Origin of the sequence: Thioalkalivibrio sp. ALJ15 (assembly GCF_000383695.1) — a bacterium.
Lineage (GTDB): Bacteria > Pseudomonadota > Gammaproteobacteria > Ectothiorhodospirales > Ectothiorhodospiraceae > Thioalkalivibrio.
This window is the reverse complement of the sequence record NZ_KB912058.1, coordinates 477,713-501,974: the sequence shown is the minus strand read 5'-3', so window position 1 is coordinate 501,974 and position 24,262 is coordinate 477,713. Positions and strand designations below refer to the sequence as shown.

Genomic DNA, 24,262 nt, shown 5'->3' with positions numbered 1-24,262 from the left:
ATGAATGGACCCGCAACGAGAAACCGACATGCCCAGCCAGCCGAGCAAGACCCTGGAGACCTTCGACAACCCGGCGCCGGAGAACGACTTCGCGATCTATATCCGCATCCCGGAGTTCACCTGCCTGTGCCCGGCCACCGGTCAGCCCGACTTCGCGGAGCTGCACCTGGAGTACGTGGCCGACCACAAGTGCGTGGAACTGAAGTCGCTGAAGAACTACATGTGGTCGTTCCGTGATGAAGGCGCCTTCCACGAGGCGGTGACCAACCAGATCCTGGCGGATCTGGTCGCGGCCACCGAGCCACGTTTCATGCGCCTGACCTCGTACTTCAACGTGCGTGGCGGCATCTATACCTCGGTCGTGGCCGAACACCGCCAGCCCGGCTGGACCCCGCCGGAGCGGGTCACGCTCCCGCCGCCGGGGCGCAGCCCACTGCATTCGGGCCTGTAGCCGACTCCAATGCACGCGATCGGCCTTGACCTGGGCACCTCCGGCATCCGCCTGGCACTGGTGGATCCGGACGGCGAGCGGGTGTACTCGGCCGCGCGGGATCTGCCGGAGTCGGAGACGGACGGAGACGGCATCGCGGAACAGGACCCCGCCCAGTGGTGGACCCTGGTACGCGAACTGCTGCGTGAGGCCGCCGAGCACCTGAAGGGCGAACCCGTCGCGATCGCGGTGGACGGCACCTCCGCCACGCTGTTGTTCCTGGATGCCGATGGCCGGCCGGTACGGCCGGCCATGATGTACAACGACGCCCGCGCCACCGACATGACCGCGATCCTCGCCGGGGTCGCGCCCAGCGGGTCGGCGGTGCACAGCCCCAGCTCCTCGGCCGCGAAGCTGCTGTGGGTGCGCCGCCACGAGAGCCTCTCTGGGGTGCGGCGCGTGCTGCATCAGGCCGACTGGATCGCCGGGCGGCTGCGCGGGCGCTTTGACGTGATGGACGAGAACAATGCGCTGAAGCTTGGCTACGACGCCCTCTGGCAGGGCTGGCCGGACTGGCTGGAGGACATCCTGACCACGGATGCCAACCTGCTGCCCGAGGTCGTGCCGGCGGGAACCAACCTGGGGCCGATTGCCCCGGAGATGGCACAGCACCTGGGGCTGAACCCCGCCTCGCGGGTGATCGCCGGGACCACCGACAGTATCGCCGGCTTTCTCGCCTCCGGGGTTGAAGACGACCGCACCGGGGTCACCAGCCTGGGTTCGACCATGGTGATCAAGCAGCTCTCGTCGGAGCCCGTGTTTGCGCCCGAGCTGGGGATCTACAGCCATCACCTGTTCGGCCAGTGGCTGGTCGGCGGCGCCTCCAACAGCGGCGGCGCGGTACTGCGCCAGCACTTCGACGACACCACGCTGAAGCGGCTGAGCGAGCAGATGGCCCCGGATACGGACACGGGCCTCGATTACCTGCCCCTGCCCCGACGGGGCGAGCGCTTTCCGGTCAGCGATCCGGAACTGGAGCCACGCCTGACGCCGCGCCCGGATGACGACGCGCGCTTTCTCCAAGGACTGTTCGAAGGCATCGCGCGCATCGAGCGTGATGGCTACCGGCGCCTGACGGAGCTTGGGGCACCGCGCGTGGAGCGCGTGATCACGCTCGGTGGCGGTGCCGCGAACCCCACGTGGACGCGCATCCGCGAGCGCATCCTGGAGATCCCGGTGACGGGCGCGGACAACGACGACGCCGCACACGGCGCCGCACGGCTGGCGCGCATCGGCATGGGACTGGAGGCCTTCTCGCCTTCTCGCTGAAGCCAACGGCGATCGGCCAGAGGGCTGGCCTCCTACGCATGACACACCCCTGTAGGAGCGCAGCCCCCTGCGCGATGCGACGCCGGACACGCCCCATCGGCCAGAGGGCTGGCCTCCTAAGCAAGATACACCCCTGTAGGAGCGCAGCCCACTGCGCGATACGACTCCAGACACGCCCCATCGGCCAGAGGGCTGGCCTCCTACGCAAGACACCCCCTGTAGGAGCGCAGCCCACTGCGCGATACGACTCCAGACACGCCCCATCGGCCAGGGGGCTGGCCTCCTACGCAACCGGGGAGACTCGCGTTTCTCTGGATACGTCACCGCCAGCGCCGGTGATCGGTGCTACATTCAGGCAAAGAACCACAACAAGAAAGGACGTAGACATGCACTGGAGCCGTATTCTCGGAATCGCCCTGCTGGTGGGTGGCGTCATCCTGCTGGTGATGGGCTACAACGCGACCGAAAGCCTGGGTGAAGAGCTGCACGAGACCTTCACCGGACGCTACACGGACGACACTCGCATGTACCTGATCGGTGGCGGCATCATGGCCGCAGTGGGTCTGGTCCTGACGTTGTTCGGGGCCCGCCGCTGAACCAGCGGACAAGACCCCTCTCGCCGCTTTACGCGTTCCTCGCCCCGTTCCGGGGCCTGACACGCGTTCACGAGCCCGCCCTGCGCGGGCTCGTGATCATTCCGCTGATCATCAATGTCCTGCTGGTGGGTGCGCTGGTCGCAGCCGCGGCGGTGGGCTTTGACGCCCTGCTCGCCGCCTGGCTGCCGCAGACCCTGGACTGGCTGGCCTGGCTGCTGTGGCCGCTGTTCGCCTTGTTCCTGCTGCTGGTGGTCGGGATATCCGCCGTGGCCCTGGCCGCGATCGTGGCCAGCCCCTTCTCCGGGCCGCTGGCCTACCGCACGGCCGAAGGCCTGGGCCATCCGCCGCTGGCCGCGCCGCGCTCGCTGACCGCGGAGTCCGTACACGCGCTGGCCACCGCGGCGCGCAAGCTCGGGTATTACGCCCTGCTACTGATCCCGGTGCTGATCATCACCTTCGTTCCGGGGCTCAACCTGCTCGCACCCGCTGCCTGGTTCCTCTATGGCAGCTGGGTCCTGGCGGTGGAGTTCATGGAGGTCCCGCTAGCCAACGACGGCCTGGCATTCGATACGGTGCGCCGGCGCCTGCGCGAACGCCGCCTGCAGACCCTCGCATTCGGCGCCGGGACGACGCTGCTGGCGATGGTACCCCTGGTGAACCTGCTGCTGGTGCCCGCCGCAGTGATCGGCGCCACACACCTGCGCACACGGCAGTTGGCCGCAACCCCATAGACCACCGACCAGGCAATCATTCGGCGCGCAGGAAACGCCGCTGCAGTGCACGCCGATCCCCCTGAACCGGGCTCAACGTCGGTTCCAGCCGCCGCTCCGCGTACTCCGCCAGCATCCAGAGCATGCGCTCCACGCGGTGGGTGCGCTGCAGCACGCGGTCCAGTGCACCCCCGGGCTGGAAATGATCGGGGTCGAGGTAGCGGGCGCGCAGGGCATCGAAGCGGCTGCGCTGATTGGCCGTCATGTCGCGCAGCCAGGCCAGGTCGTCGGGGTCCGTGGAACTCGCGGCCATGGTCGTGGCATCCAGCAATCCCCGCAGGGCCTCAAGAACGCGGCCTTCCAGGGCCCACGCCACCTCGTCGGCTGCGGTCTCCATATCCGTCACAGTCGCGCGCAGGTAGTCATACAGCTGCTGCTCCAGGCGCGCGACCAGCCGGAAGCGGTCACGCAGGGCCTCGTGCCGGCGCGCGGCGGCCTCCAGCAGGGGCTCGCCCGCCAGCCGGTCCAGTTCGGCGAACACCGGCTGCAGCAGGTATTCGAAGTCCTTGTGCAGGCGTTCCAGCTCCCCGGGGCCGGCCGGGCGGGCCCGCCCCTCGGCATCCTCGGTGAGGTAGCGGGTCAGACTGGACCAGGCCTGCGGCTCGCGACGCGCCAGTGTCTCCAGACGCCGTTCCGGCAGGGTATGCGGATCCCCCATCTGCAACGGGTTGGGCCGCCCCCAGTAGAGAACCCCGAGGCGTGCCAGGAACAGCAGCACGATCACCGCATGCGTGGCGATCAGGATGAATCCGAGGCTCAGCTCGACCGGGGGCCAGAGCAGGATCAGCGAATAGAGAATGCCGCCCAGGACCGAGATCTCGGCGAAGGAGTCGCGCTTGAGCATGTCGATGTTGAAGTCCGAGCGGACCACATCGCGCATGATCACGCCGAACGAGGCGGTCACCACGGCCATCACCGGGCCCCAGAGCCACAACGGGCTGGCCTGCGACTCGACCGCCACCCCGACGCCGATCACGGTGAACGAGGCCACGGCCCAGGCATCCAGACCTCGCTGCAGATTGCCCACCACGCGCCCGCCGAGCCCCTTCTGCTGCCGCGCCAGGAGTTCCTGGACGACATGCCAGCGCACCAGCACATGGTCATGCAGCTTGTACAGCACGAAGCCGACCCCCACGACCACGATCGGGACCAGCAGGAACTCCGGCGTCTCGAAGATGAAGATCGGGTCGCGGCCCAGCAGCAGATCGCGCAGCACGCCGCCACCGATGGCCGGCAGCGAGGCCAGGACCAGGGCACCGAACAGGTTGTAGCGTTCGCGCCGGGCGAGGATCAGCCCGGAGGCGGAGAACGCGAGAATCCCCAGCAGGGTGAGCGTATTGAACCAGGTCTCGCTGGTAGCCATCGAGAGAAACGCGGGCAGCACATGCTCGACTTCCAGCGCGGCCATCCGGCGGCTGTCCTCCAGGGCCTGCAACTGCGCGTTGAAGTTCTCGACGAAGGACTCGGGAACGGTGGCACGGGAGAACATCACCCGCACGCCGACGGTCCCCAGGTCCAGCGGATACGTCTGGATCTCGCGGGCGCGACCCGTCCGCGCCAGCAGCAGGTCCACGATCACGGGGTCCGCGACAAAGCCGTCGATCCGACCCTCGATCAGCGCCTGGATATGGGCCTCGTCACCGGCCGCGGGATACAGGCGCGCGGCCTCCCCCGGATCCGCGACCAGGTCAGCCAGCTCGCTGGAGGCGTAGGCATAACCCGTGGTCACTCCCAGCCGGAAGTCTCCGTCGCGAACCGTCTGGACCAGGGCGGCGCGGTCCTCGAATGAATATTCACCGCGCTCGCCGGCGCGCACATAGAGGGCGTTACGTTCCTGACGGTAGGGCTGCGAGTAATGCGCATAGTCGAGGCGACCGGAATCAAAATAGCTGCCGATGACGAAGTCGATCGCGCCGTGGCGCAGTGCGGCGAGCTGGTCGTTCCAGGAAAGCGGCGTGAACTCGGCGCCATGCCCGACACCGGCCAGCGCCTCCTGCGCGACCCGCACGTCGAGCCCGGCCGGGGATGCCCGGGATGCGCTGTCGGAACCGGCCTGATACGGGGGACGTTCGAACCAGCCAGAGCGCAACGTTTCGGGCGCCGATTGCTGCGCGATCGGGATCGGGGTGCCGATATCGGCCGCGGACGGGGGCGAGGACGCACCGGCCGTGAACGGCGCGAGGATGGCCAGCGCCAACCCCACCCACAGCCCCCCCAGCCAACGCGCAACCCGCGAACGTCGGCCCCGCGGCCGCTCCCAACCGCTTCTCTGGCGCCACCGCGACGCCCGAATAACGCCCGCCTGACGGCTAGCGCGCGACTGGATGCGCCCGCAGGAACACCTCGGTATGCTGTCGCCGTCTAAGATCCCCCACGGCCGACTCCCTCCCCATGGACGCTGCATACGCACGATTCCCCAATTCTGCGGCCCATGGCCTGGGTACCGCCTTGCACCGCGTACTGGCCCTGGCGGCTGTCCTGCTCCTTTGCGCCAGCACCGCGCTGGCCGACACGCAGACCCTGCGCTTTCAGCCGCACTGGGTCCCCCAGGCGCAGTTCGCCGGCTTTTACCTGGCCAAGGAGATGGGGTGGTACCAGGACGCCGGACTGGAGCTGGAAATACTCCCGCACGGCGCGGAGCACCCCGCCCCCGCGACGCTGGCCCGCCAGGAGGCCGATGTGGCTTTGCTCTACCTCACCCAGGCCCTGGAATTGCGTGAACAGGGCGTGGACGTGGTCAACGTAGCACAACTGATCCAGGACTCCTCTCTAGTGCTGGTATCGCTGGCGGAGTCCGGGATCCTGGTGCCCGAAGACCTGGACGGGCAGCGCGTCTCGCGCTGGGCCAGCTTCAGCCTTCAGCCGGAGGCGTTGTTCCGCACCTACGGGGTGCACCCCGACACGGTCGACCAGGGGGCGACGATGGCCGCATTGCGCACCGGTGCGGTCGCGGCCGCCACCGCCACGCGCTACAACGAACTGGTCGAGCTGTATCTCAGCGGTCTGGATCCGGACGAGATCGAGGTGATGCCGCTAGAGGATCACGGCGTGGGCCTGGCCGAGGACGGGATCTATGTCCTGGAGTCGACATTGCGCGAACGCCCCGAAGCCGTCCGCACGTTCGTCGAGGTCTCACTGCGGGGCTGGGAGTACGCGTTTGCCCATCCGGACGCCGCAGTGGACGCGGTGATGGATCGCGTCATCCAGGCCGGCGAGCCGACCAATCGGGCGCACCAGCGTCTGATGCTGGAGGCGCTGCGCCCGCTGTATCTGGAAGACGAGGCGCTCCGCGGTCCGCACCTGGATCGGCAGGACTACCAGCTGGCCGTCAGTCTGATGCGCAACCTGGGGCACCTGGAATGGGAGCCGGTGCCGTACGAACAGTTTCACCAGGACGTGACGCAATGAACGGCCGCAAGAGCCTCGCCGTCCGCCTCGCCCTGGTCACCCTGCTGACGACCGGGTCGATCTTCTTCATCTCCTCCGGCGCGCTGTACCTGATGGTGCGCGATATCATGCTGGAGCACGCCGAGGACCAGGCGCGCGAGCTGACCCACGCGACGGCCAACCGCATCCGCTCGTCACTGAACGAGGTGGCCGGGTCGGCACAAGGCCTCGCCAGCGCCCTGAATTCGGGACAGATTCGACCCGACGGCCTGTTTCCCGTGCTGGACAACGTGACGCTCCAGTCGGACGCGGTCCAGGGCGCCGCCGTGACCTACGAGCCCTATGCCGCCGACCCCGACGAGCGCTACTACGGCCCATTCTCCTACGAGACGCTCAACGGCATCGCGCGCATGCACCTGGGCGGCGACGACTTCGACTACTTTACCCGGGACTGGTACCAGATCCCGGCACTCACGCGCAGCGGCTTCTGGACCGAGCCCTTTCCATCGGCCGCCGACCCCAACCGCCTGATCACCACCTACTCGCGCCCGTTCTTCGACCCCGACGACGCCGAGGCACTGCGCGGGATCGTGACCATGGACATCGAACTGCCGGCCCTGACCGCGCGCGTGGACGAGGTGGAGATCTTCGACAGCGGCTTTGCGTTTCTGGTCAGCCCGCGTACGCGCTTTATCACCTATCCACAGCGCGACTGGATCATGCGCGAGAGCCTGTTCAGCCTGGCCGAAACCCTGGGCGAGCCGGAACTGCGCGAACTCGGACGGCGCATCCAGCAAACCGACGAAGGCTTCTCCCGCGTGCCGGAGGCCCTGCTGGAGGAACCCGCCCGGCTCTATCACGTGCGCCTGCCCGAGGCGAACTGGGCGGTGGGCGTGATCATCCCCGAGCGCGAACTGTTCGGGGATATCCTGCGGGTGATGCACTGGGTGCTGATCATCGCCGCGATCGGCTTCTTCATCCTGCTCGGCACCATCATCGGTATCTCGCGCGGCATCACCCGCCCGCTGAAGGGCCTGGCGAGCAGCGCCGGCGAGATCGCCCGCGGCAATCTGGACCGCCCGCTGCCGCCGATCCGCACCGGCGACGAGGTGGGCCAGCTCGCCCATTCGCTGGACGAGATGCGCCTGTCGCTGAAGGACTACATCAACGACCTGACCGCGACCACCGCCGCCAAGGAGCGCATGGAGAGCGAGCTGAAGATCGCGCGCAACATCCAGATGAGCTTCCTGCCCAAGCGACTGGACCTGTCCGACCTGGATGTGGGTATCGACCTCGCGGCCCGCCTGATCCCGGCCAAGGAGGTCGGCGGTGATCTCTACGACTTCTTCCCCCTGCGCGAGCACAACGCCCTGTTCTTCGCGGTCGGCGATGTCTCCGACAAGGGCGTTCCCGCCGCGCTGTTCATGGCCGTGACCAAGACCCTGGTCAAGGGTATCGCCGAGCAGGACCCGCGCGACCCGGGCGAGATCCTGACCCGAGTCAACAACGAGCTGTGCCTGAACAACGACAACGGCATGTTCGTGACCTACCTGTGCGGGGTGCTGGACCTGGGCACCGGCGAGGTCCGCTTTGCCAACGCCGGCCACAACCCGCCGTTGATCCACCGCGCCGATGGCACCTACGACTGGCTGAAGCTGCCGCCTGGGCTGGTGCTGGGGGCGATGGAAGACATGGAGTACCCGGTGCAGACCGTCCGCCTGGCGCCCGGTGATGCGTTGCTGCTGTATACCGACGGGGTGACCGAGGCAGCGGACGGGGAGCAGAAGCTGTATGACGAGGATCGGCTGTTCGCCTTGTACGGGGAGATCGCATCCCAGCCAGCACGACAGCAAGTCGACGCGGTGCTGGAGTCCGTCGAGCGTTTCGCGGATGGTGCTACACAGGCGGATGACATTACCGTGCTGGCGCTGCGTTACTGCCCGGGGGATGGGGAATGCGCCAGATGAAGGCGTGGACCGAGGCTTCGCGGGCGAGCCCGCTCCCACAACCCGCCCGAAGGCCCTGCTGGCGCTAGCGGATCATCGCGTCGAGGGGGTTGTCTCGGGGTAGCGCGCGCATGCGGCCCTCGCGCATCTCGTGGGCCACACCCTGCAGGCTGTGGCGACGGCTGGTCACGCCATCCAGCGACAGGAACAGGAAGCGGCGCGTGGCCTCCCCGCGCCAGACCAGCGCCATGCGCTGGGTCTCGCCGGTCGCCTTGTCGATGAACTCGAACCAGTCCCCGACCTGTACCCGCGAGGCCTCGAAAACATAGGGGTCGTCCTGGTCTGCCAGCAGGTCCGGATCGTCGTCCTCGAAGCGTATGGAACGCCGGGCCCGGATGCGCTCCTGCGGGTCGAAACGGGGCTCGTCCCCGGAGGCCCGGATCCGCTGCAGGTGGGCCTGCCCCAGGTGCTGCACCACGGCCTTCACGCGCTCCTCGGAGACCCCGGCCTCGCGCGCGGTCGCCACAATGCGCTGCACCATCGGGTTGACCTCCTTCGGGGTCGCGCGGTTGCAGATGGCCTTGGCCACGTCCTTGACCACCTGGTCCAGCCGTTCGGCCGAGTCACCATCGGCGGCCAGCAGGTCTTCCCAGGCCTCGGCGATCTGCTCAGCCGAACGTTCCGGCAGCTCCGCGCCGGTCTCCAGCACGCAGATGGTCAGGCTGCGCCGCGCGCGCGCCGCGCGCTCCTCCTGGCGCAGTGGATCGATATGGGGATCCTGCAGCTCCTGCCAGCGCGCATCCTCTTCCTCGATCGCCGCCAGCCAGTCGTCCACCAGGGCCTGCGCGGCATCACGGTCCATGCTGTCGGCTTCGTGGCGCAGCCGATTGACCGACTGCTGGATATGCTGCAGATAGGCCTCGATGGCATCGTTGCCCTCGGCCTGGTCATCCGGGCTGACGCGCACGCCGGTATTGATCAGGCTGCCGATCCACAGGCGTAACGGGTGCGAGCGATCGCGGAAGAACGAGAGATCGCGGATGACCACGCGCGCCAGCGAGAACTGCATGTCGGCAATGGCCGCACGCACACGCGAGTTGAACCCGACCTGCCGGAAGATGTGATCAAACATCCCCTGCAAGAGATCAAGGATGAATGGCGTCAAGGACTCGCGCGAGAATTCCGCGGATTCCGGGTCCGCCCGCTCACCGCCTGCGCCCCCGGCCCCGCTCCCATCGGCCACGCCGGCCGCATGCGGCGAACTGGCGGGCAACCCCTGGGCCTGCACCAGGGCGCGTGCCCACTGTGCCCAGGCGGTGGGGTCGGCATCCGGCGGGGGCATTTCGTGTTTCCCGGCGGAGCCCGCAGCGCCCAACCCGAGCGCCGCCGGGTCTCCGCCGGCGGTTGATTCGGAGGCGGATCGCGGCGGGCTGCCCGCGGTGTAATGGGCCCAGCTCGCGCGTTGCTGGGGCACGCTTTCGGACTCGTGCGCCTCCGGACTACGAGGCGGCTCGGTCACCAGCCCGCACTCGTCAATTGTCTCCACCACGAAGGCCAGCATCGGGGCGCCTGTGCGCCCCATGCACTTCACGTAGGCCCGCATCAGGTCCAGGGTCATGGCCGTGCGGCCGAACTGCCGTTCGGCGGCCTCGATCACCCGTTCGTACCAGTGCAGCGGAGACCAGGGCGCCCAGCCCGGGTGCTCGAAGCGGTGCTCCTCGCGCGCGGCCTGCTGGAACATGTAGTAGGAGTAGCGGTTGTGCTCGCGGATCACGCCCTCGAGCTTGTGCCGCAGGGAGCGCCGGGTGGACTGGTAGTCGTCGAGCACTTGCAGCCCGGAATCACCACCCGCATAGCGCGTGCCGGAGAAATCGTATTCGGGCGGATAGGTGGTGGTGCGCAGGTCGCGGTTCAGTGCCTCCTCGAACTCACGCCGCAGGACGTACTGATAGCCATGCAACTGGTTGGCCCATTCGACCGCATCACTTTCCTGGTCGCCCCAGACGCGTCCGGCGCTCCATTCGGTCGCGACCCACTCCATGCATTGATCCAGGTGATCGACCACGCGCGGGGCGACACCGGCGGCCAGCTCGGAACGCTGTGCCTCGGACAGCCCCGACAGACCGCTCCAGATCGCCGTGTCGTCCTGGTAGTTTCCCTGTTCTCTGGAGTCCTTTCCCGCCATGCGCCCTGCCTTCGCGACCGGCCGCGGCGCGGCCGTTAGCCCAGTGTTAATCGGCCAGTGTACAGGTCAGAAAGCGGCAAAACAGCCACAAGTTGCTATTTTGCACCGTAGCGCGGGAGGTTAACTGGAGAGCTTAGTCGTCCAGCGGCTCGGAACCCACCTGAACCATGCCGCCATGCACGCGAGTCGGGAAACGGGTCAGCGGGTCCTCCGCCGGGGGCTCCATCACCTCGCCGGTGCGCAGGCAGAACTGGGCCTCGTGCAATGGGCAGGTGATACAGTCATCGTCGAGCTCGCCATCGGCGATGGGCACTTCTTCGTGCGTGCAGAGGTTTTCGACCGCGAAGAACTCGCCGTCGAGGTTGAAGATCGCAACCTCGGTTCCCGCCGTGTCTACCAGACGATGTTCACCGTCCGCGATACTGTCGACCGGTGCCACGTCGATCCACTCGCTCATCTCTCCTCCAGGGCCTTGTGGTTGGGCTTCAACTTGCCGCCCAGCGAATCTCCATCTTGGGAAACACTGTCCCTAAGGCGTCGCATCCAGGGCTGCCGTTGCGGCCGGGTCGATCTCGATCAGGCGGCCTTCTTCCGGGTGGTAGCTGAAGCGCCCGACCACGCGGATATGTTCCCCCAGCCGATCCGATACCTCGTCGTGAGGCTCGACCGCCACGCGGTTCACATCCTCGTCTTCCAGCCAGTAGTGGTAGCGTTCGGGGTCCTCGTCAAAGCGCTTGACCACACCCTCGGTCTGCACCAGCTCACCGTTGAATTCGCCCGCCGCACCCGCCAACTGGGCCAGCGTTACCTCGGACACACGCTCACCACCCCCGCAGGCGGCAAGCCCCACCACCAGGATGGGCGTCAGGAGCAGGGGGCGCAGCGAATGTCTCATGTGAATCTCCGGGCCGAAGCAACGTTGTAGTACGCTCGCGAGGGTACCGAAACATGCCTTCAACGTCTCGATTCACCCCAATCAAGCCGGTAATGCCAATGGCCAAGACCTTCCCTGCCCTCGACGAACGACTCACGGGCTTCATCCTCGAACAGCCGGTTTATTTCGTGGGCTCCGCCCCGCTCGCGGCCGACGGCCACGTGAACCTGTCTCCCAAGGGGCTGGACACCCTGCGCGTCCTGGGTCCTCGCCGCGCGGCCTATCTCGACCTGACCGGCTCCGGCAACGAGACCTCCGCCCATCTCGCGGAGAACGGCCGCATCACGCTGATGTTCTGCGCCTTTTCCGGAAAACCGAAGATTCTCCGGCTATACGGCCGCGGGCGGACCGTGCTCCCGACCGATGGCGACTGGGAATCCCTGTACAGCGCGTTCCCTGCTCATCCAGGAATGCGGCAGATCATCGACATCGAGATCCACCGCATTCAGACCTCCTGTGGCTTCGGTGTACCCGAAGGCGAACTCCAGCCACGCCCCACCCTGACCGAGTGGAGCGAACGCAAGGGCCCCGAGGGCCTGGAACGCTACTGGGAGGAAAAGAATGCGGTCAGCATCGACGACCTGCCGACCCCACTTGGGAAACGCTGAACGAGCCGCCTACCGGGTTTTTGCCTGACGGGTCAGCAAGCGGTCGAGCTGGTTGGCGAAGGCCTGGCGATCGGCCTGGCTGAAGGCGGCGGGACCGCCCGTATCCACGCCGCTGGAGCGCAGGGTCTCCATGAAGTCGCGCATGCTGAGGCGCTCGCGGATCGTCCCCTCGGTATACAGCTCGCCGCGCGGATTCAGGGCCTGGGCGCCCTTGGCAATGGCCTCGGCCGCCAGCGGGATGTCGGCGGTGATCACCAGGTCCCCCGACTCCAGCCGCCGCACGATCTCGTTGTCGGCCACGTCGAAGCCGGCACCCACCTGAATGGCATCGATCCATTTCGACGGTGGGGTGCGCAGCGGCTGATTGGCCACCAGGGTCAGCGGCACCTGAGTGCGGTTGGCCGCCCGGAAAAGAATCTCCTTGATCACCGCGGGACAGGCGTCCGCGTCTACCCATATCTTCATGCTCACCGATCGTCGATTCGAGAGAAGTTCCGCAGCATAGCCGGTTCGGCGAAGCGCAACACACTCCACCGCTTTTCGATTGGCCCTGCCCCCGGCCGCATGCCATGGTGCTACGCTCAACGGACACGGCACTCGCGCCGACAAGGAGCCCCCATGGGTATCGAAGTCACCGGAATTCTCGGTCTGATCTGGCTGATCATCGTGATCTGGGCCATCGTCCGCACCGCGCAAAGCCCGGCTGGGCCGATGGTCAAGCTACTGTGGATTCTGATCCTGCTGTTCCTGCCAGTGGCGGGGCTGATCGCCTGGCTCCTCCTCGGGCCCAAGTAGCCCGGAAGACGGATCGGTCGAATCATCGCCGTTCGGGTTGCCGATGGGCGGGGACGGGGCTACACCGTCCCCGCGCCGTTCGAGCTGCTCGATCAGTAGCTGTCCCTCGTCGCGGGAATCGCGCAACCACTGCAACAGGTCCTGCTGCGAGCCGAACACCGCCACATCCACCCGGTGTATGGCATCGGGTTTCGGGATCGGCGTTGGGCGCTCGCTCGCCGCCAGCGGGCCGTAGCGGCCAAAGTCGGGCGTCACCACGTTTTCGGGCGGCTCCGGGCAAGCGGCATCCTCTCCGCGGGTTGCCTGTTCCAGACGCACGCCGATGCGCTCGAGTACGTCTTCGGAGGTCTCAGGGTGCTCGAGCAGCCATTCGATCAGCGCCTCCGGATCCACCGCGGGGATGCCAAAGCGATCGCGATAATCGGCCTCCAGCGTCTGGATCCACTCGGCCAGCGCGCAGGGCTCGTCGACCGCGCTCGCCAGGGCACGGAACTCCCGCCGCAGGGCCTCGAACCGCTTCTTCACCTCACTGCCGGACTCCGGTGCCGGGACTTCCACATCCGGAGTGCCACCCCGTTCGGCAAGCAGCCGCTCCGACGGGGTGTCATCCGCCCCGGCGTCAACCGCCACTGGCTCGCTCGATGCGGGTTTGCGCAATAGATGCCGGAACCAGAAACGGCTGAACGAGGCCTGGCTCGAGGGGTCCCAGGAGAGATCGTTCAAGGCCTGTGCCAGCCGCTGAAACGGACGTACTGACGGATCATGCTCCGAGAACATCGCTACGGGGTGCTGCAGGGTCACCGCCGCACGCAGGCTCTCGTCGCGCTGAATGAACCCGAGAAAGCCCACCGAGATCTTCAGATACTTCTCCACCGCACCACTGAAGCGCTGATACACCGCCCGCGCCTCACTGATGTCGGCCACCATGTTCACGACCACCTGACAGGTGAGCGGATATCGCCGTAGCGCGACCTTCAGCAACGAAAAGGCATCGGTGAGCGAGGTCGGCTCCGGCGTAATGACCAGCAGCACTTGATGTCCGGCGGCGACGAAATCCAGGGTGGTATCGCCAATCCCCGCAGCGGTATCCAGGATCAGGTCATCGAAATGCTGCTCGATCCGCGCCAGCTCGGTCACCAGCCGCCGCTGTCGGGCCGCCGACAACTCCACGCAATCGCGGATACCCGAGGCCCCCGGGATGACTTTCAGGCCATGGGGGCCCTCGAGAAGGACATCCTCGACCGGACACTCCCCCGTCAGGACCTCGGCCAGCCCCTTTTGCGGGTGCAGCCCCAGCAGGATGTTCACGTTGGCAAGCCCCGTGTCGGCATCCAGGATGCAGACCCGGCGCCCCGCCCGGGCCAGGGTAATCCCGAGGTTGACCGCGATACTGGACTTGCCCACCCCGCCCTTGCCGCTGGTCACTGTCAGGACACGCGGCTGAGCTGACTGGACGCGAGCCGTGCCAGACTGCCTGTCGATCATGGGCTTCAAAGCTTCCTGCCTCCGAAGTGGCCTCACGGGATAGGCCTCACGCACGCCTAACGTCTCGTCTACTGGAATCGCTGGCGCAACGCAAGTCCCAGCAGTATAGTCGGGAACCAGGGCGAGAAGCCGCGACGCAGCAACGGATCGGGGCAATACAAGGGCACCCTCTCGGGTCCCGGGGAGAAGCATGGCCACGGCGCATACGGCAACCGAAACCATCCCCAGCCTGCCACAGGCCCTGACGTCCGTTCTCGATGCGGGCCAGGCGGCGGAGGCCGATTTCGAGGCCCTCAGCCGTGCCATTCTGCGCGACACCGGCATGACCACACGCCTCCTCGCGGCAGCCAACTCCCCGTTCTATTACCGCGGCTCGCCGTGTCGCACCATCGATAGAGCCCTTTTCAGCCTGGGGCTGGACACCGTGCGCAGCCTCGCCCTGACCGCCGCGATCCAGCAGCTTTTCGGCCGCTACCAGCCCAAGCGCACCAGCACGCTTCGGACCATCTGGCGCCGTGCGCTGACCACCGCCATGCTCGGCCAGGTCCTCGCCTCCCTGACACGCCACCCACGGCCCGAAGAGGCGTATCTGTCAGGGCTTCTGGTTGATCTCGGCAAGCTGATGCGACTGGCGTCCGACGAAGCGCGCTACTGGCCGCTGCTCGAGGCCAGCAGCGACCACCGCGAACTGGTCTCCCGTGAACAGGCGACCTACGGTCAACACCATGCAGAACTGGCCGCCGAACACCTGGACCAATGGGGCCTGGACGGCTTCGTCACCGATGCGGTGCGTTTCCACCTCGAACCCACGGCACAAGTGCGCGATGCACACCACCTAGTGAAGATTGTCCATCTCGCCAGCCGACTTGGCGACGAACCACCCGACGCCATCGGCGACCCGGCCCTGGCAGCCGCCCACGACCTGTTTGGGCTCAATGACGGCCTGACCCGGGAACTGCGCAACCGCATCGAAGACGATGTCACCCGGGTTGCCGGTTCCCTGGGTATTGAGCTGGACGCGGGAGCCGAAACCGCGAATATCGAGGCACATCACCCCGATCAGGCGGCGCGCGAGGCGCTGGGGATGCGTGTCCGCGACCTCACCGAGCTGGAGCGGCTGTCCGGCGAGCTTCGCGCCTCGCGGACCCCCCGAGAACATTGTCTGGCCGCCCAGCGAACGCTGTTTCTCACCCTGGGTGTCGAACACAGCCTGATGTTCCTGACAGACGCGGACGGTGCATCGGTCTCCGCCTGGCTCGGCGAGGAAGACGAGCCCGACTTCACCCTGCCCCTGCTGCCGGGACGGAGCCTTGTGACCGACACCCTGCTGGACCGCGAGATGCGCCAGCACAAACCCGATGGCGAGACACCTACACCGGTCATCGACCAGCAGTTGTTCCGGCTCTGCGGTGCCGAGGTGATCTGGGCATTCCCTCTGCTGGCGGATGCCAACTCCTCGCCCGCAGGGGTGCTGATCCTGGGACTGGACCGAGAACGTGCCCAGACCCTGGAACCCCGAACCGGATTTGTCCGGGCCCTGGCGCGAGAGATTGCACGCGTGCTGTGCACCTCGCAGTCCGACCCGCCCGAGCAAGCGCACACCGACGATACGACGCAAGAGCGAATCCGCGAGACGCTGCACGAGGCGGGCAACCCCCTCAGCATCATCCAGAATTATCTGGGTGTGTTGAACACAAAGCTGGGCGATGAGCACGAGGCCAGCCAGGAACTGGCCCTGATCAAGGAGGAGATTGATCGCGTCGGCCGCATCCTGCTGCGTCTAAAGGAACCCGACCAGGCAGTGGACGGGCCGCCATCCTCGCTTAATCGGCTGGTCCAGGACGTGGCCGACATCGTGGACCGCTCTCTTTGCCACACGCGGGGCATCCGCCTGGAACTGGATCTGGCACCCGGCGATCCGCCCTTGTCTGTCTCCAGCGACCATGTGCGCCAGATTCTGACGAACCTGCTCAAAAACGCCGCCGAGGCCCTGCAGCCGGGGGGCGTCATTCGGCTGCAGACCCGCGACCCCGAGAGCTTCAATGGGACCAGCGTGGTGGCACTGGTGGTCGCCGACGACGGCCCCGGGCTTCCACCGGAGGTCCGCGCGGCCCATTATCGCCCGGTAGAATCCGCCAAGGGCGGGGGGCACGCCGGGCTAGGCCTGAGTATTGTCCGCCGCCTGGCGGACGAGATCGGCGCTCACATCCAGTGCGACAGCGACCGCGAAGGAACGCGGTTCGAGATTCGGCTCCCCCATCGCGAGGCCGAAACCGGAGCCCTCGGGGCGGGACAGGGATAGCCCCCGCGATGATGCGAGACCACGGCGGGAGCCGCACATGAACGAACCCGGCACACCACAGACCCCTCGCATCCTCGTCGTCGACGACGACCCGCGCCTTCTGGAAAGCGTGCGCCAGCTGCTGGAACTGCAAACGTTCAACGTGGAAACCGCGCCGGGCGGCGGCAGCGCCATCGAGGCCCTGCGGCGGGATCCGCCCGATCTCCTGCTGCTCGATCTGTGCATGCCGGAACTGGGGGGGCGTGATGTCCTGCGCTTCATCCAGGCCGCCGGGCTCGCGGTCCCTGTGGTGGTCATCAGCGGCAACACCTCGGTGGACGATGTCGCCGGCGCCCTGCGCGACGGGGCCTCCGACTACCTGAAAAAGCCCTACCAGCCCGACGAGCTGCTGGCGACCGTCCGCAATGCCCTGCACAAAAAAGACCTGGAAGACGCCAACCGCCACATGCGGGCACGCCTGGAGCGTTCCGAGCGCCTGCACCGGCTGATCGTCAACAACTCGCCGGACATCGTGTTCATCCTGGACCGCGACGGTCGGTTTCGTTTCGTGAATTCGCGCGTCCACGAGTTGCTCGGCTATTCCCGTCAGGACCTGCTGGACACCCGTGTCCTGGATCTGGTCGAAACCGACGACCACGAGAAGGCGGAGTACTTCTTCGAGCAGGCCGGGCGCAGCCATGCCCACATCCGCTCCGTGGAGCTCGCGCTCAAGCCGCGGGAGATGGCCCGCACCCGGCGCTATTTCGAGGTCGCGGTCTGGCCGACAGCGGCCAGCGACGATACAGGCGAGACCCTGGTCTACGGGACTGCCCGCGACATCACCGACCGCAAAGAGTCAGAAGCCTTCATCAACTTTCAGGCCTACCACGACCTGCTTACGCGCCTGCCCAATCGTGCCCTGTTCCGCGACCGGGTCGATGTGGCCATCGCCCAGGCACAGCGCCAGGGTCACCCCCTGGCCGTGATGTTCATCGACCTCAACCGCTTCAAGGTCATCAACGATTCGCTGGGGCACACCATCGGCGACCGCCTGCTGCAGGCCGTCGCCCAGCGCCTGCTGGGCTGCATTCGCAAAGGGGATACGCTGTCGCGCTTCGGCGGCGACGAATTTACCCTGCTGCTCCCTCAGATCAGCCGCCAGGAGGCCGCGGTTGATGTAGCCGAAAAGATCCTCGAAAGCCTCAATGAACCGTTCCACCTGGGGGGCGACCACGAGTTGTATGTCGGGGCCAGCATCGGGATCGCGATCTACCCCGAGGGGGGCGACACGCTCGAGACCCTGATCCGGCATGCCGACATCGCGATGTACCGGGAAAAGAACACGGGCAAGAATGGCATCCGCCTGTTCGCACCGGAGATGCACGGCAACACGCCACACCGCCTGCAATTGGAGCAGGACCTGCGCAAGGCCCTGGAGCGCGAAGAGTTCCACATCCTCTACCAGCCGCAGGTCGATGGCGAGACAGGACAGCTCCTGGGCGTCGAGGCGTTGGTTCGCTGGAATCACCCCGATCGCGGCATGCTGGGCCCAGCCGAATTCATCCCGGTCGCCGAAGACACACGTCTGATCGTCGACCTCGATCGCGCGACCCTGCGCAACGCCCTCGGCGACATACGCAAAGCCCATCAACACGTACCCAACCTGCGCCTGGCGGTGAACCTGTCACCGGTGCTGATCGAGCGCGACGACTTTGTCGACGGCGTGCTGGGATTGCTGGTCGAGACCGGCTTCCCCGCAGAACTGCTGGAGATCGAGATCACCGAAAGCCTGTTGATGAGCGACACCCACGATACCGTGGCCAAACTCAACCGCCTGTGCGAAGCCGGCGTCCAGGTGGCGGTGGATGACTTCGGCACCGGTTATTCGTCGCTGAGCTATCTGCAGAAGCTGCCGGTCCACACCCTGAAGATTGATCGCAGCTTCACCCTCACCATCTGTACTGACGGGGAGGCCTGTATCGTTAACGCGATCGTATCGATGGCGCGCGGCCTGCAGATGAACATCGTCGCGGAGGGCGTGGAGACCGCAGCCCAGCAGGAGTATCTGCGCCGCCTTGGCTGCCCGATGATGCAGGGCTTCCTGTTCGGGCACCCCTCCCCCCTCGCGGACCTGCTACAGGCGGAATCCGACTTCGGGCGTCGAACTGCCCGATCCTGAATCCGGTTTACGGTCCCGTCCCGCCCTCGCAGCAGACTATGCGCCAATGCCTTGCAAGGCATTATCGGCCGGGGCCGGGCGGCCCAGCAGGTAGCCCTGCCCGAAACGGCAGCCCTCGCGTAGCAGGAACGCTTGCTGGCCCGCCTCTTCCACACCCTCGGCAATCAGGTCCAGCCCCAGTGCGTCGGCCAGGGCAATGATGGCGCGGATAATCGATTCGTTGTTGCGCGAGTGCCCGATATCGCGGACCAGTGACTGGTCGATCTTCAGCCGCCGCAGCGGCAAGCGACGCAGATGCGCCAGGTTGGAATAGCCCGCACCGAAGTCATCCATGGCCAGCGTCACGCCGAGCGTTTCCAGGCGGTGCAGCACGGCCAGCGCCCGCTCTGGCTGCTCCATCATCATGGTCTCGGTCAGTTCCAGCTCCAGCCGGTCGGGCTCCAGACCGTGGTGCTCCAGGATCTCCTGGATCGCCGCCACCAGAGTTTCGTCATGCAGCTCGCGCGCGGACAGGTTCACGGCCACGGTCGGCACGCCTCGGCCGTCCTGGTCCCAATGCGCCAGCTGGGCACAGGCCGCGTTCAACACCCAGCGATCAATGGCCTGGATCATCCCGGTTTCTTCCGCCAGCGGGATAAACTCCGCGGGGGACACCATTCCGCGAACGGGATGACGCCAGCGCACCAGCGCCTCCATCCCCACCAGCCGGCCCGACTGCATCTCCAGCTGCGGCTGAAAGTAGAGCAGCAGCTCGTCGTTGGCGATGGCGCTACGCAGGTCGTTTTCCAGGAACAGACGATGTTCCGTCTGCGCCCCCATTCCGGGCTCGTAGACATGCCAGGTGTCCCCGCCAACGCTGCGCGAGGCCGCCATTGCGAGTTCCGCGGCGGTCAACAATTCGTCACGCGTGTTGCCATGTTCGGGGAACGTCGCCAGCCCGACGCTCGCCGTGGTGACCAGCGCACGCCCACCGATAGCGCAGGGTTCGCGCAAGGTTTCCAGCAGCTGCTCGAGGAAGGCCTCGGCGCCGCCATCCATCGGCGGGTTTTCGATAATCAGGCAGAACTCGTCTGCTCCTACGCGAGACACCGTATCCTGCGGCCCCAGTAACCCCCCAAGCCGTTCCGCCAAACCTTCCAGCACGCGGTCGCCCGCCGATGTTCCCAGGGTCTCGTTGACATTGCGGAAGCGATCCAGGTCGATCAGCACCACCCAGCGCGCAAGACCATCGGCCATCGCGCGTTCCAGGGTGTGTCCCAGCCGGTCGTGCAACAGCACGCGGTTCGGGAGGCCGGTACGCGCGTCGTAATGGGCCATCTGCCGCAGCGCTTCTTTCTGCTCCATGCTGGCGGTGAGATCCGTCCAGCTGCCGACCACCTCGGCCCCGCGCTGTCCCTGATTGCCGCCGGGAATGATCCGCATCTCGTCGCGAATATGGCGCAGCTTGCCCCAGCCATCGAACAGGCGCAGTTCACGGACCATGTGGCGTTCCTCCTGCAAACGCCGGTTCTCGCGCATGGCCGTGGCCCGGTCCTCCGGATGGACTTGCTGCTCCCACCAGCCCGGCTGCAGCGCCACCCTGGAATTGAATCCAAACAGCCGCGCGAAGTTGCCACTCACCCAAAGCGGCTTGAAATCCAGCGCATTGAGTTGATAGAGCACGACCGGTCCACTCTCGAGCAGGTGTTCGAGACGCTGATTGGCCTCGCGCAGGGCACGTGTCTGCGCGCGCACGGTGCGTCGCAACCAGACCGCCATCAGCCCCAGGACGAGTGCGATCACGGCGGCGGACGCCAGCGCCGACCAGGCCCACGTCGGGATTTCCCCCTCCCCGAGGGGTGGTTCCAGTGCCTGCTCCATCGCGTGCTGATAGGGCGACCCCGCGTCGCCCTTCCAGCGCTGGAGGTAGGCGTCGATAACCTCCAGTCGGTCATCCTGCCGCCCAGGAGCAGCGGCGTAGTAAAGACCGACCTGGTCGAAGGTGACGGGGGTTTCCACCAGCATATGCTGGCGTGCATGACGCCGCGCATAGAAGTTGTTTGTGATGGCCACGTCGGCATCGCCCGACGCGACAGCAGCCAGCACGGATTCCATGTCGCCACGGGTCACAAGGGTCCAGTCCAGGCCGGTGTCCAGTGCGTACTCGCGCAGGTAGTCGTATTGAATCGATCCATCGAGCACCGCAAGGCGGAGGCCTTCCAGCGCTTCGATGCGATCCAGCCCCGAATCGATCGGCGCCAGCACCTGGCTCCATGCCTGAGCCACCGGGATCGAGTGAAACGCGAGGCTCTCGCGCCGCTCCGGCGTCAGCGCGACATCCGGCATCAGGTCGATCTCGCCCGCCTCCAGGGCCTCCAGACAGGCCGACCACTCGCACGAGACATACTCCAGCCGCCAGTGCTCGCGTCGCGCGATGGCGTCCAGCAACTCGACGAACACGCCCCCTGCCGCCCCATCGTCACCCGTGCCGACCTTGGGCACGTTCTCGTACAGCCCTATGCGCAGGGGATCATCCGCGCCGGCCCCGGCGGGCAGGCACAGGGACACCGCCAGCAGGACAGGCATGACCGCACGGCGCCATCGCGTCCATTTGCTCCTGGTTCTGGGTTTCCAATCAGGCACGACGCGCCCCTGTGCGTTCGGTACCGCATAGTGCCATGGATGGCCAGGCCACGGACCGCCCGTTGTTATCCGTTCGTTAGACCGATCGCGCCCCTCGCGCCTCCACCAGTGCGCGCGTACGCTCCATGATCCAGCGCCCGGGCTCGCCCATCGCCTGCTCCAGCGTGATCGTGCCATCACAAAGGGCGCGCGCGTCGGCGAGCCCCACCGCCTCGAGTTCCTCCGGGGTAGCATCGATCGAACCGGCCACGGCGACGACCGGCACACAGCAGCGCCGTGCCCGCCGAACCACCTCGGCCACGACCTTGCCATGCGCGGTCTGGCCGTCGACCTGCCCCTCGCCCGTGATCACCAGATCGCTCCCGGCGATCGCCGCATCGAGATCGATCAGATCCGCCAGGTACACCGCCCCCATGCGTGACTGCCCGCGCAGGACACAGGCCAGTGCAAAGCCCAGTCCGCCGGCAGCCCCCGCCCCGGGCATGGCGCCCGGGCGGCGCAACTCCCCCGCCTCGTCAATCGCGCGTTCCAGCCGCTCCATGTAGGCATCCATGCGTGGCACGTCTTTCGTGGCCAGGCCCTTTTGCGGGCCGAACACCGCCGCAGCACCCCGGTTGCCCGTCAACGGGTTGTCGACATCGTTCAGCACCGTGATGCGGAGTCCCGCAAGCCGTGGCTCCAGACCAGAGAAATCGGCACTTTCCAGGTGCTCCAGCCGGTCCGGGACAGGATCCAGCTCGGCCCCTTCTCGGTCCCGAAAGCGGACCCCCAGTGCGTGCAGCATCCCGGCACCGCCATCCACCGTGCCGCTGCCCCCGAGGCCGATCAGCACATGCCGGGCACCGGCATCCAGGGCGGCAAGGATCAGGTGCCCCACGCCGCGGGTATCGAGCCTCCACGGATCGCGCTCGGCCTCGGGCACCAGGCCCAGCCCACAGGCCGAGGCGACATCAATCACCGCGCGTCGGGTGACGGCATCGCACCCCCAGCCCGCCGAGACATGCTGCCCACGCGGATCACGGACATCGGACAAATGCCAGGCCCAACCCATGGTATGGCTGACCAGTTCCGCCGTCCCTTCTCCCCCATCCGCCATCGGCAACGCCCGGATGCGGGTGGATGGACTCGCGGCATGTACACCGCGAGCCATCGCCTGGGCCACGTCTGCCGCATCCAGACTGCCCTTGAAGCTGTCCGGACACAGCACGACCCGCCTCAGCTCAGACAAAGACGAGCCCCAGCAGGTAGATCACGATCATCGCGCTCACACCCTGCAACAGCGTGGCGGTCGTATAGGCCTTGTAGGCGGTCGACACCTTCATGCGGCTGAACTGGGTCACCACCCAGAAGAAGCTGTCGTTCGCGTGGGAGACAGTCATAGCGCCGGCACCGACCGCCATCACCGCCAGCACCATGCCCATGTCGGAGTCCAGGCCCAGCGAGGGCAGCAGTGGTGCCACCATGCTCGAGGCGGCCACCAGCGCAACCGTCGACGAACCCTGGGCCGACTTCAGCGCAGCCGCGAGCAGGAACGGCACCAACAGCCCCAGTCCAAGACCGGTCAGCATGTCGCCGAGCTGGTCACCAATCGGGGTCTCCTGCAGCACGGAGCCAAACGCGCCGCCGGCCCCAGTGATCAGCAGGATCGGCGCCGCGAGCAGGACCGCATCGACCGTCATCTGGTGGAAACGCCCGCGCTTGTCACCACCCTTGACCAGCAGCAGGGCGAACACCACGCCAATCGCCAAGGCGACCACCGGCTGGCCGAGGAAGATCAGCCCCTCCGCGAACATGCCGGGATCGGCATCGCGCGTGGCCAGCGACGCGATCGAACCGATGGAGATCAGTACAATCGGCGCCAGGATCGGCATGAATGCCGCCAGGGTGGACGGGCGATGGGCCAGATCGGGCTCCGGCTTCTTCACCTCCTGGCCAGTCGCCTCCTCGATCGGGTCCGGCTCGAGCAGTTCGTCGTCGTTCGCGTGGGTATAGCGGCTCGCCCAGAGCCAGCCCACTGCCGCCGCCACGGCGGCCACCAACAGGCCGAACAGGATCACCAGCCCTAGCGCATCGGCGATGCCGATGTTGCTGGCCGCGGCGATCGGGCCCGGGGTCGGCGGGACGAAGTTGTGCGTGGCGAACAGACCCGTCGCCAGTGCCACACTCATCGCCACCAGGGACACGCCCGCCTTCTTCGCCAGCGCGTTCTTCAGGGAGTTCAGGATTACGTAGCCGGAGTCGCAGAACACCGGGATGGACACGATGTAGCCGATGATCGTGGCCGTAAGGTTCGGGAATCGATCCGACAGCGCCCGGATGATCGCCTCCGCCATCACGATCGCCGCCCCGGTGCGATCCAGGATCACCCCGATGATCGTACCCAGCGCGATCACGATCCCGATATAGCCGAGCGTACCGCCGAAGCCATCGTTGATGACGCTGATCGCCTCTTTCGGGGCAATACCCCCGATCAGTGCCATCACGAAGGCCGCCAGCAACAGGGCAAGGAAGGGGTGGACTCGCAGCTTCACGGTGGCAAACACCAGTGCCGCCACGACGATAATAAGGCCAACAATCAGCATCTTGCGTCCCCGTCTTGTTGTGGTTATCGAGTTAAGAGCATAGACCCTGTAACCCTTATTGGGACGAGAATTTCCATACTGATTTCGATCCGCGCTGGCACGCCATACCGACAAAAGAAAAGGCCGCCCGAAG

General features: G+C 66.6%; 19 protein-coding genes. 10 read left to right on the top strand and 9 right to left on the bottom strand.

Annotated elements, in window-relative coordinates; all coding sequences use genetic code 11:
* Positions 1-28 precede the first annotated feature (28 nt).
* The 4 genes from queF (at position 29) to cysZ (ending at position 3,086) form a co-directional block, all read left to right on the top strand.
* On the top strand, positions 29-451 hold the full coding sequence (queF, locus tag G015_RS0109130; RefSeq protein WP_018174047.1) for a preQ(1) synthase: 423 nt from the start codon (positions 29-31) through the stop codon (positions 449-451).
* A gap of 9 nt (positions 452-460) precedes the next feature.
* Positions 461-1,759: an FGGY-family carbohydrate kinase gene (locus G015_RS0109125; protein WP_020146528.1), complete on the top strand. Its 1,299-nt coding sequence runs from the start codon at positions 461-463 to the stop codon at positions 1,757-1,759.
* Positions 1,760-2,145: 386 nt separating this feature from the next.
* Positions 2,146-2,355: a DUF3185 family protein gene (locus G015_RS0109120; RefSeq protein WP_018138546.1), complete on the top strand. Its 210-nt coding sequence runs from the start codon at positions 2,146-2,148 to the stop codon at positions 2,353-2,355.
* A 56-nt stretch (positions 2,356-2,411) separates the two neighbouring features.
* Positions 2,412-3,086: a sulfate transporter CysZ gene (cysZ, locus tag G015_RS0109115; protein ID WP_081601202.1), complete on the top strand. Its 675-nt coding sequence runs from the start codon at positions 2,412-2,414 to the stop codon at positions 3,084-3,086.
* Between the two features lie 16 nt (positions 3,087-3,102).
* Here cysZ and G015_RS0109110 read toward each other — a convergent pair whose 3' ends face one another.
* Positions 3,103-5,328, bottom strand: a complete 2,226-nt coding sequence (locus G015_RS0109110) for a TRIC cation channel family protein (RefSeq protein WP_020146527.1) — start codon at positions 5,326-5,328, stop codon at positions 3,103-3,105.
* Positions 5,329-5,573: 245 nt separating this feature from the next.
* Here G015_RS0109110 and G015_RS0109105 point away from each other — a divergent pair, with 245 nt between their 5' ends.
* Entirely contained in the window at positions 5,574-6,533 is a 960-nt protein-coding gene (locus G015_RS0109105) for an ABC transporter substrate-binding protein (RefSeq protein WP_020146526.1), read from the top strand.
* Positions 6,530-8,479, top strand: coding sequence for a SpoIIE family protein phosphatase (locus G015_RS0109100; RefSeq protein WP_012982962.1), 1,950 nt, complete (start codon positions 6,530-6,532; stop codon positions 8,477-8,479). The genes G015_RS0109105 and G015_RS0109100 overlap by 4 nt, the downstream gene beginning before the upstream one ends.
* A gap of 64 nt (positions 8,480-8,543) precedes the next feature.
* Here the strand turns inward: G015_RS0109100 and G015_RS0109095 are convergent, their stop codons facing one another.
* The 3 genes from G015_RS0109095 to G015_RS0109085 all read right to left on the bottom strand — a co-directional run bounded on the left by G015_RS0109095 (position 8,544) and on the right by G015_RS0109085 (position 11,538).
* Positions 8,544-10,643: a DUF1631 family protein gene (locus G015_RS0109095; RefSeq protein ID WP_012982963.1), complete on the bottom strand. Its 2,100-nt coding sequence runs from the start codon at positions 10,641-10,643 to the stop codon at positions 8,544-8,546.
* Positions 10,644-10,776: 133 nt separating this feature from the next.
* Positions 10,777-11,100, bottom strand: coding sequence for a non-heme iron oxygenase ferredoxin subunit (locus G015_RS0109090; protein WP_012982964.1), 324 nt, complete (start codon positions 11,098-11,100; stop codon positions 10,777-10,779).
* A 72-nt stretch (positions 11,101-11,172) separates the two neighbouring features.
* Positions 11,173-11,538 carry a hypothetical protein gene (locus tag G015_RS0109085; protein ID WP_012982965.1) on the bottom strand — a complete coding sequence of 122 codons (366 nt, stop codon included), beginning with the start codon at positions 11,536-11,538 and terminating at the stop codon, positions 11,173-11,175.
* 98 nt (positions 11,539-11,636) lie between these two features.
* Between G015_RS0109085 and G015_RS0109080 the strand changes: the two genes are divergently transcribed.
* Positions 11,637-12,185 carry a pyridoxamine 5'-phosphate oxidase family protein gene (locus G015_RS0109080; RefSeq protein ID WP_012982966.1) on the top strand — a complete coding sequence of 183 codons (549 nt, stop codon included), beginning with the start codon at positions 11,637-11,639 and terminating at the stop codon, positions 12,183-12,185.
* Between the two features lie 9 nt (positions 12,186-12,194).
* On the opposite strand, the gene G015_RS0109075 is transcribed toward G015_RS0109080, so the two are convergent.
* Positions 12,195-12,650 carry a YaiI/YqxD family protein gene (locus G015_RS0109075; protein WP_012982967.1) on the bottom strand — a complete coding sequence of 152 codons (456 nt, stop codon included), beginning with the start codon at positions 12,648-12,650 and terminating at the stop codon, positions 12,195-12,197.
* A 153-nt stretch (positions 12,651-12,803) separates the two neighbouring features.
* Between G015_RS0109075 and G015_RS14035 the strand changes: the two genes are divergently transcribed.
* Positions 12,804-12,980, top strand: coding sequence for a PLDc N-terminal domain-containing protein (locus G015_RS14035; RefSeq protein ID WP_012982968.1), 177 nt, complete (start codon positions 12,804-12,806; stop codon positions 12,978-12,980).
* Here G015_RS14035 and G015_RS0109070 read toward each other — a convergent pair.
* Positions 12,906-14,465: a MinD/ParA family protein gene (locus G015_RS0109070; protein ID WP_012982969.1), complete on the bottom strand. Its 1,560-nt coding sequence runs from the start codon at positions 14,463-14,465 to the stop codon at positions 12,906-12,908. The genes G015_RS14035 and G015_RS0109070 overlap by 75 nt on opposite strands.
* 190 nt (positions 14,466-14,655) lie before the next feature.
* Between G015_RS0109070 and G015_RS0109065 the strand changes: the two genes are divergently transcribed.
* Both G015_RS0109065 and G015_RS0109060 read left to right on the top strand, forming a co-directional pair.
* A complete protein-coding gene (locus G015_RS0109065; RefSeq protein ID WP_012982970.1) occupies positions 14,656-16,767 on the top strand; it encodes an HDOD domain-containing protein in 2,112 nt (703 codons plus the stop codon).
* 37 nt (positions 16,768-16,804) lie between these two features.
* Positions 16,805-18,925 carry an EAL domain-containing protein gene (locus tag G015_RS0109060; RefSeq protein WP_012982971.1) on the top strand — a complete coding sequence of 707 codons (2,121 nt, stop codon included), beginning with the start codon at positions 16,805-16,807 and terminating at the stop codon, positions 18,923-18,925.
* A 36-nt stretch (positions 18,926-18,961) separates the two neighbouring features.
* Here the strand turns inward: G015_RS0109060 and G015_RS0109055 are convergent, their stop codons facing one another.
* The 3 genes from G015_RS0109055 to G015_RS0109045 form a co-directional block, all read right to left on the bottom strand.
* Entirely contained in the window at positions 18,962-21,490 is a 2,529-nt protein-coding gene (locus G015_RS0109055) for an EAL domain-containing protein (protein ID WP_012982972.1), read from the bottom strand.
* A 133-nt stretch (positions 21,491-21,623) separates the two neighbouring features.
* Positions 21,624-22,754: a glycerate kinase gene (locus G015_RS0109050; protein WP_012982973.1), complete on the bottom strand. Its 1,131-nt coding sequence runs from the start codon at positions 22,752-22,754 to the stop codon at positions 21,624-21,626.
* A 13-nt stretch (positions 22,755-22,767) separates the two neighbouring features.
* The gene (locus G015_RS0109045; RefSeq protein ID WP_018138533.1) at positions 22,768-24,129 is read right to left on the bottom strand and encodes a GntP family permease; all 1,362 of its coding nucleotides are present in this window, start codon (positions 24,127-24,129) and stop codon (positions 22,768-22,770) included.
* Between the last annotated feature and the right edge of the window lie 133 nt (positions 24,130-24,262).

Bases quoted from the DNA above. Each gene is read 5' to 3' on its own strand.
- G015_RS0109055 (WP_012982972.1), bottom strand. From the start codon at position 21,490: ATGCCTGTCCTGCTGGCGGTGTCCCTGTGCCTGCCCGCCGGGGCCGGC.
- G015_RS0109090 (WP_012982964.1), bottom strand. From the start codon at position 11,100: ATGAGCGAGTGGATCGACGTGGCACCGGTCGACAGTATCGCGGACGGT.
- G015_RS0109075 (WP_012982967.1), bottom strand. From the start codon at position 12,650: ATGAAGATATGGGTAGACGCGGACGCCTGTCCCGCGGTGATCAAGGAG.
- G015_RS0109125 (WP_020146528.1), top strand. From the start codon at position 461: ATGCACGCGATCGGCCTTGACCTGGGCACCTCCGGCATCCGCCTGGCA.
- G015_RS0109120 (WP_018138546.1), top strand. From the start codon at position 2,146: ATGCACTGGAGCCGTATTCTCGGAATCGCCCTGCTGGTGGGTGGCGTC.
- G015_RS0109085 (WP_012982965.1), bottom strand. From the start codon at position 11,538: ATGAGACATTCGCTGCGCCCCCTGCTCCTGACGCCCATCCTGGTGGTG.
- queF (WP_018174047.1), top strand. From the start codon at position 29: ATGCCCAGCCAGCCGAGCAAGACCCTGGAGACCTTCGACAACCCGGCG.
- G015_RS0109080 (WP_012982966.1), top strand. From the start codon at position 11,637: ATGGCCAAGACCTTCCCTGCCCTCGACGAACGACTCACGGGCTTCATC.
- G015_RS0109070 (WP_012982969.1), bottom strand. From the start codon at position 14,465: ATGATCGACAGGCAGTCTGGCACGGCTCGCGTCCAGTCAGCTCAGCCG.
- G015_RS0109095 (WP_012982963.1), bottom strand. From the start codon at position 10,643: ATGGCGGGAAAGGACTCCAGAGAACAGGGAAACTACCAGGACGACACG.
- G015_RS14035 (WP_012982968.1), top strand. From the start codon at position 12,804: ATGGGTATCGAAGTCACCGGAATTCTCGGTCTGATCTGGCTGATCATC.
- G015_RS0109045 (WP_018138533.1), bottom strand. From the start codon at position 24,129: ATGCTGATTGTTGGCCTTATTATCGTCGTGGCGGCACTGGTGTTTGCC.
- G015_RS0109060 (WP_012982971.1), top strand. From the start codon at position 16,805: ATGAACGAACCCGGCACACCACAGACCCCTCGCATCCTCGTCGTCGAC.
- G015_RS0109065 (WP_012982970.1), top strand. From the start codon at position 14,656: ATGGCCACGGCGCATACGGCAACCGAAACCATCCCCAGCCTGCCACAG.
- G015_RS0109100 (WP_012982962.1), top strand. From the start codon at position 6,530: ATGAACGGCCGCAAGAGCCTCGCCGTCCGCCTCGCCCTGGTCACCCTG.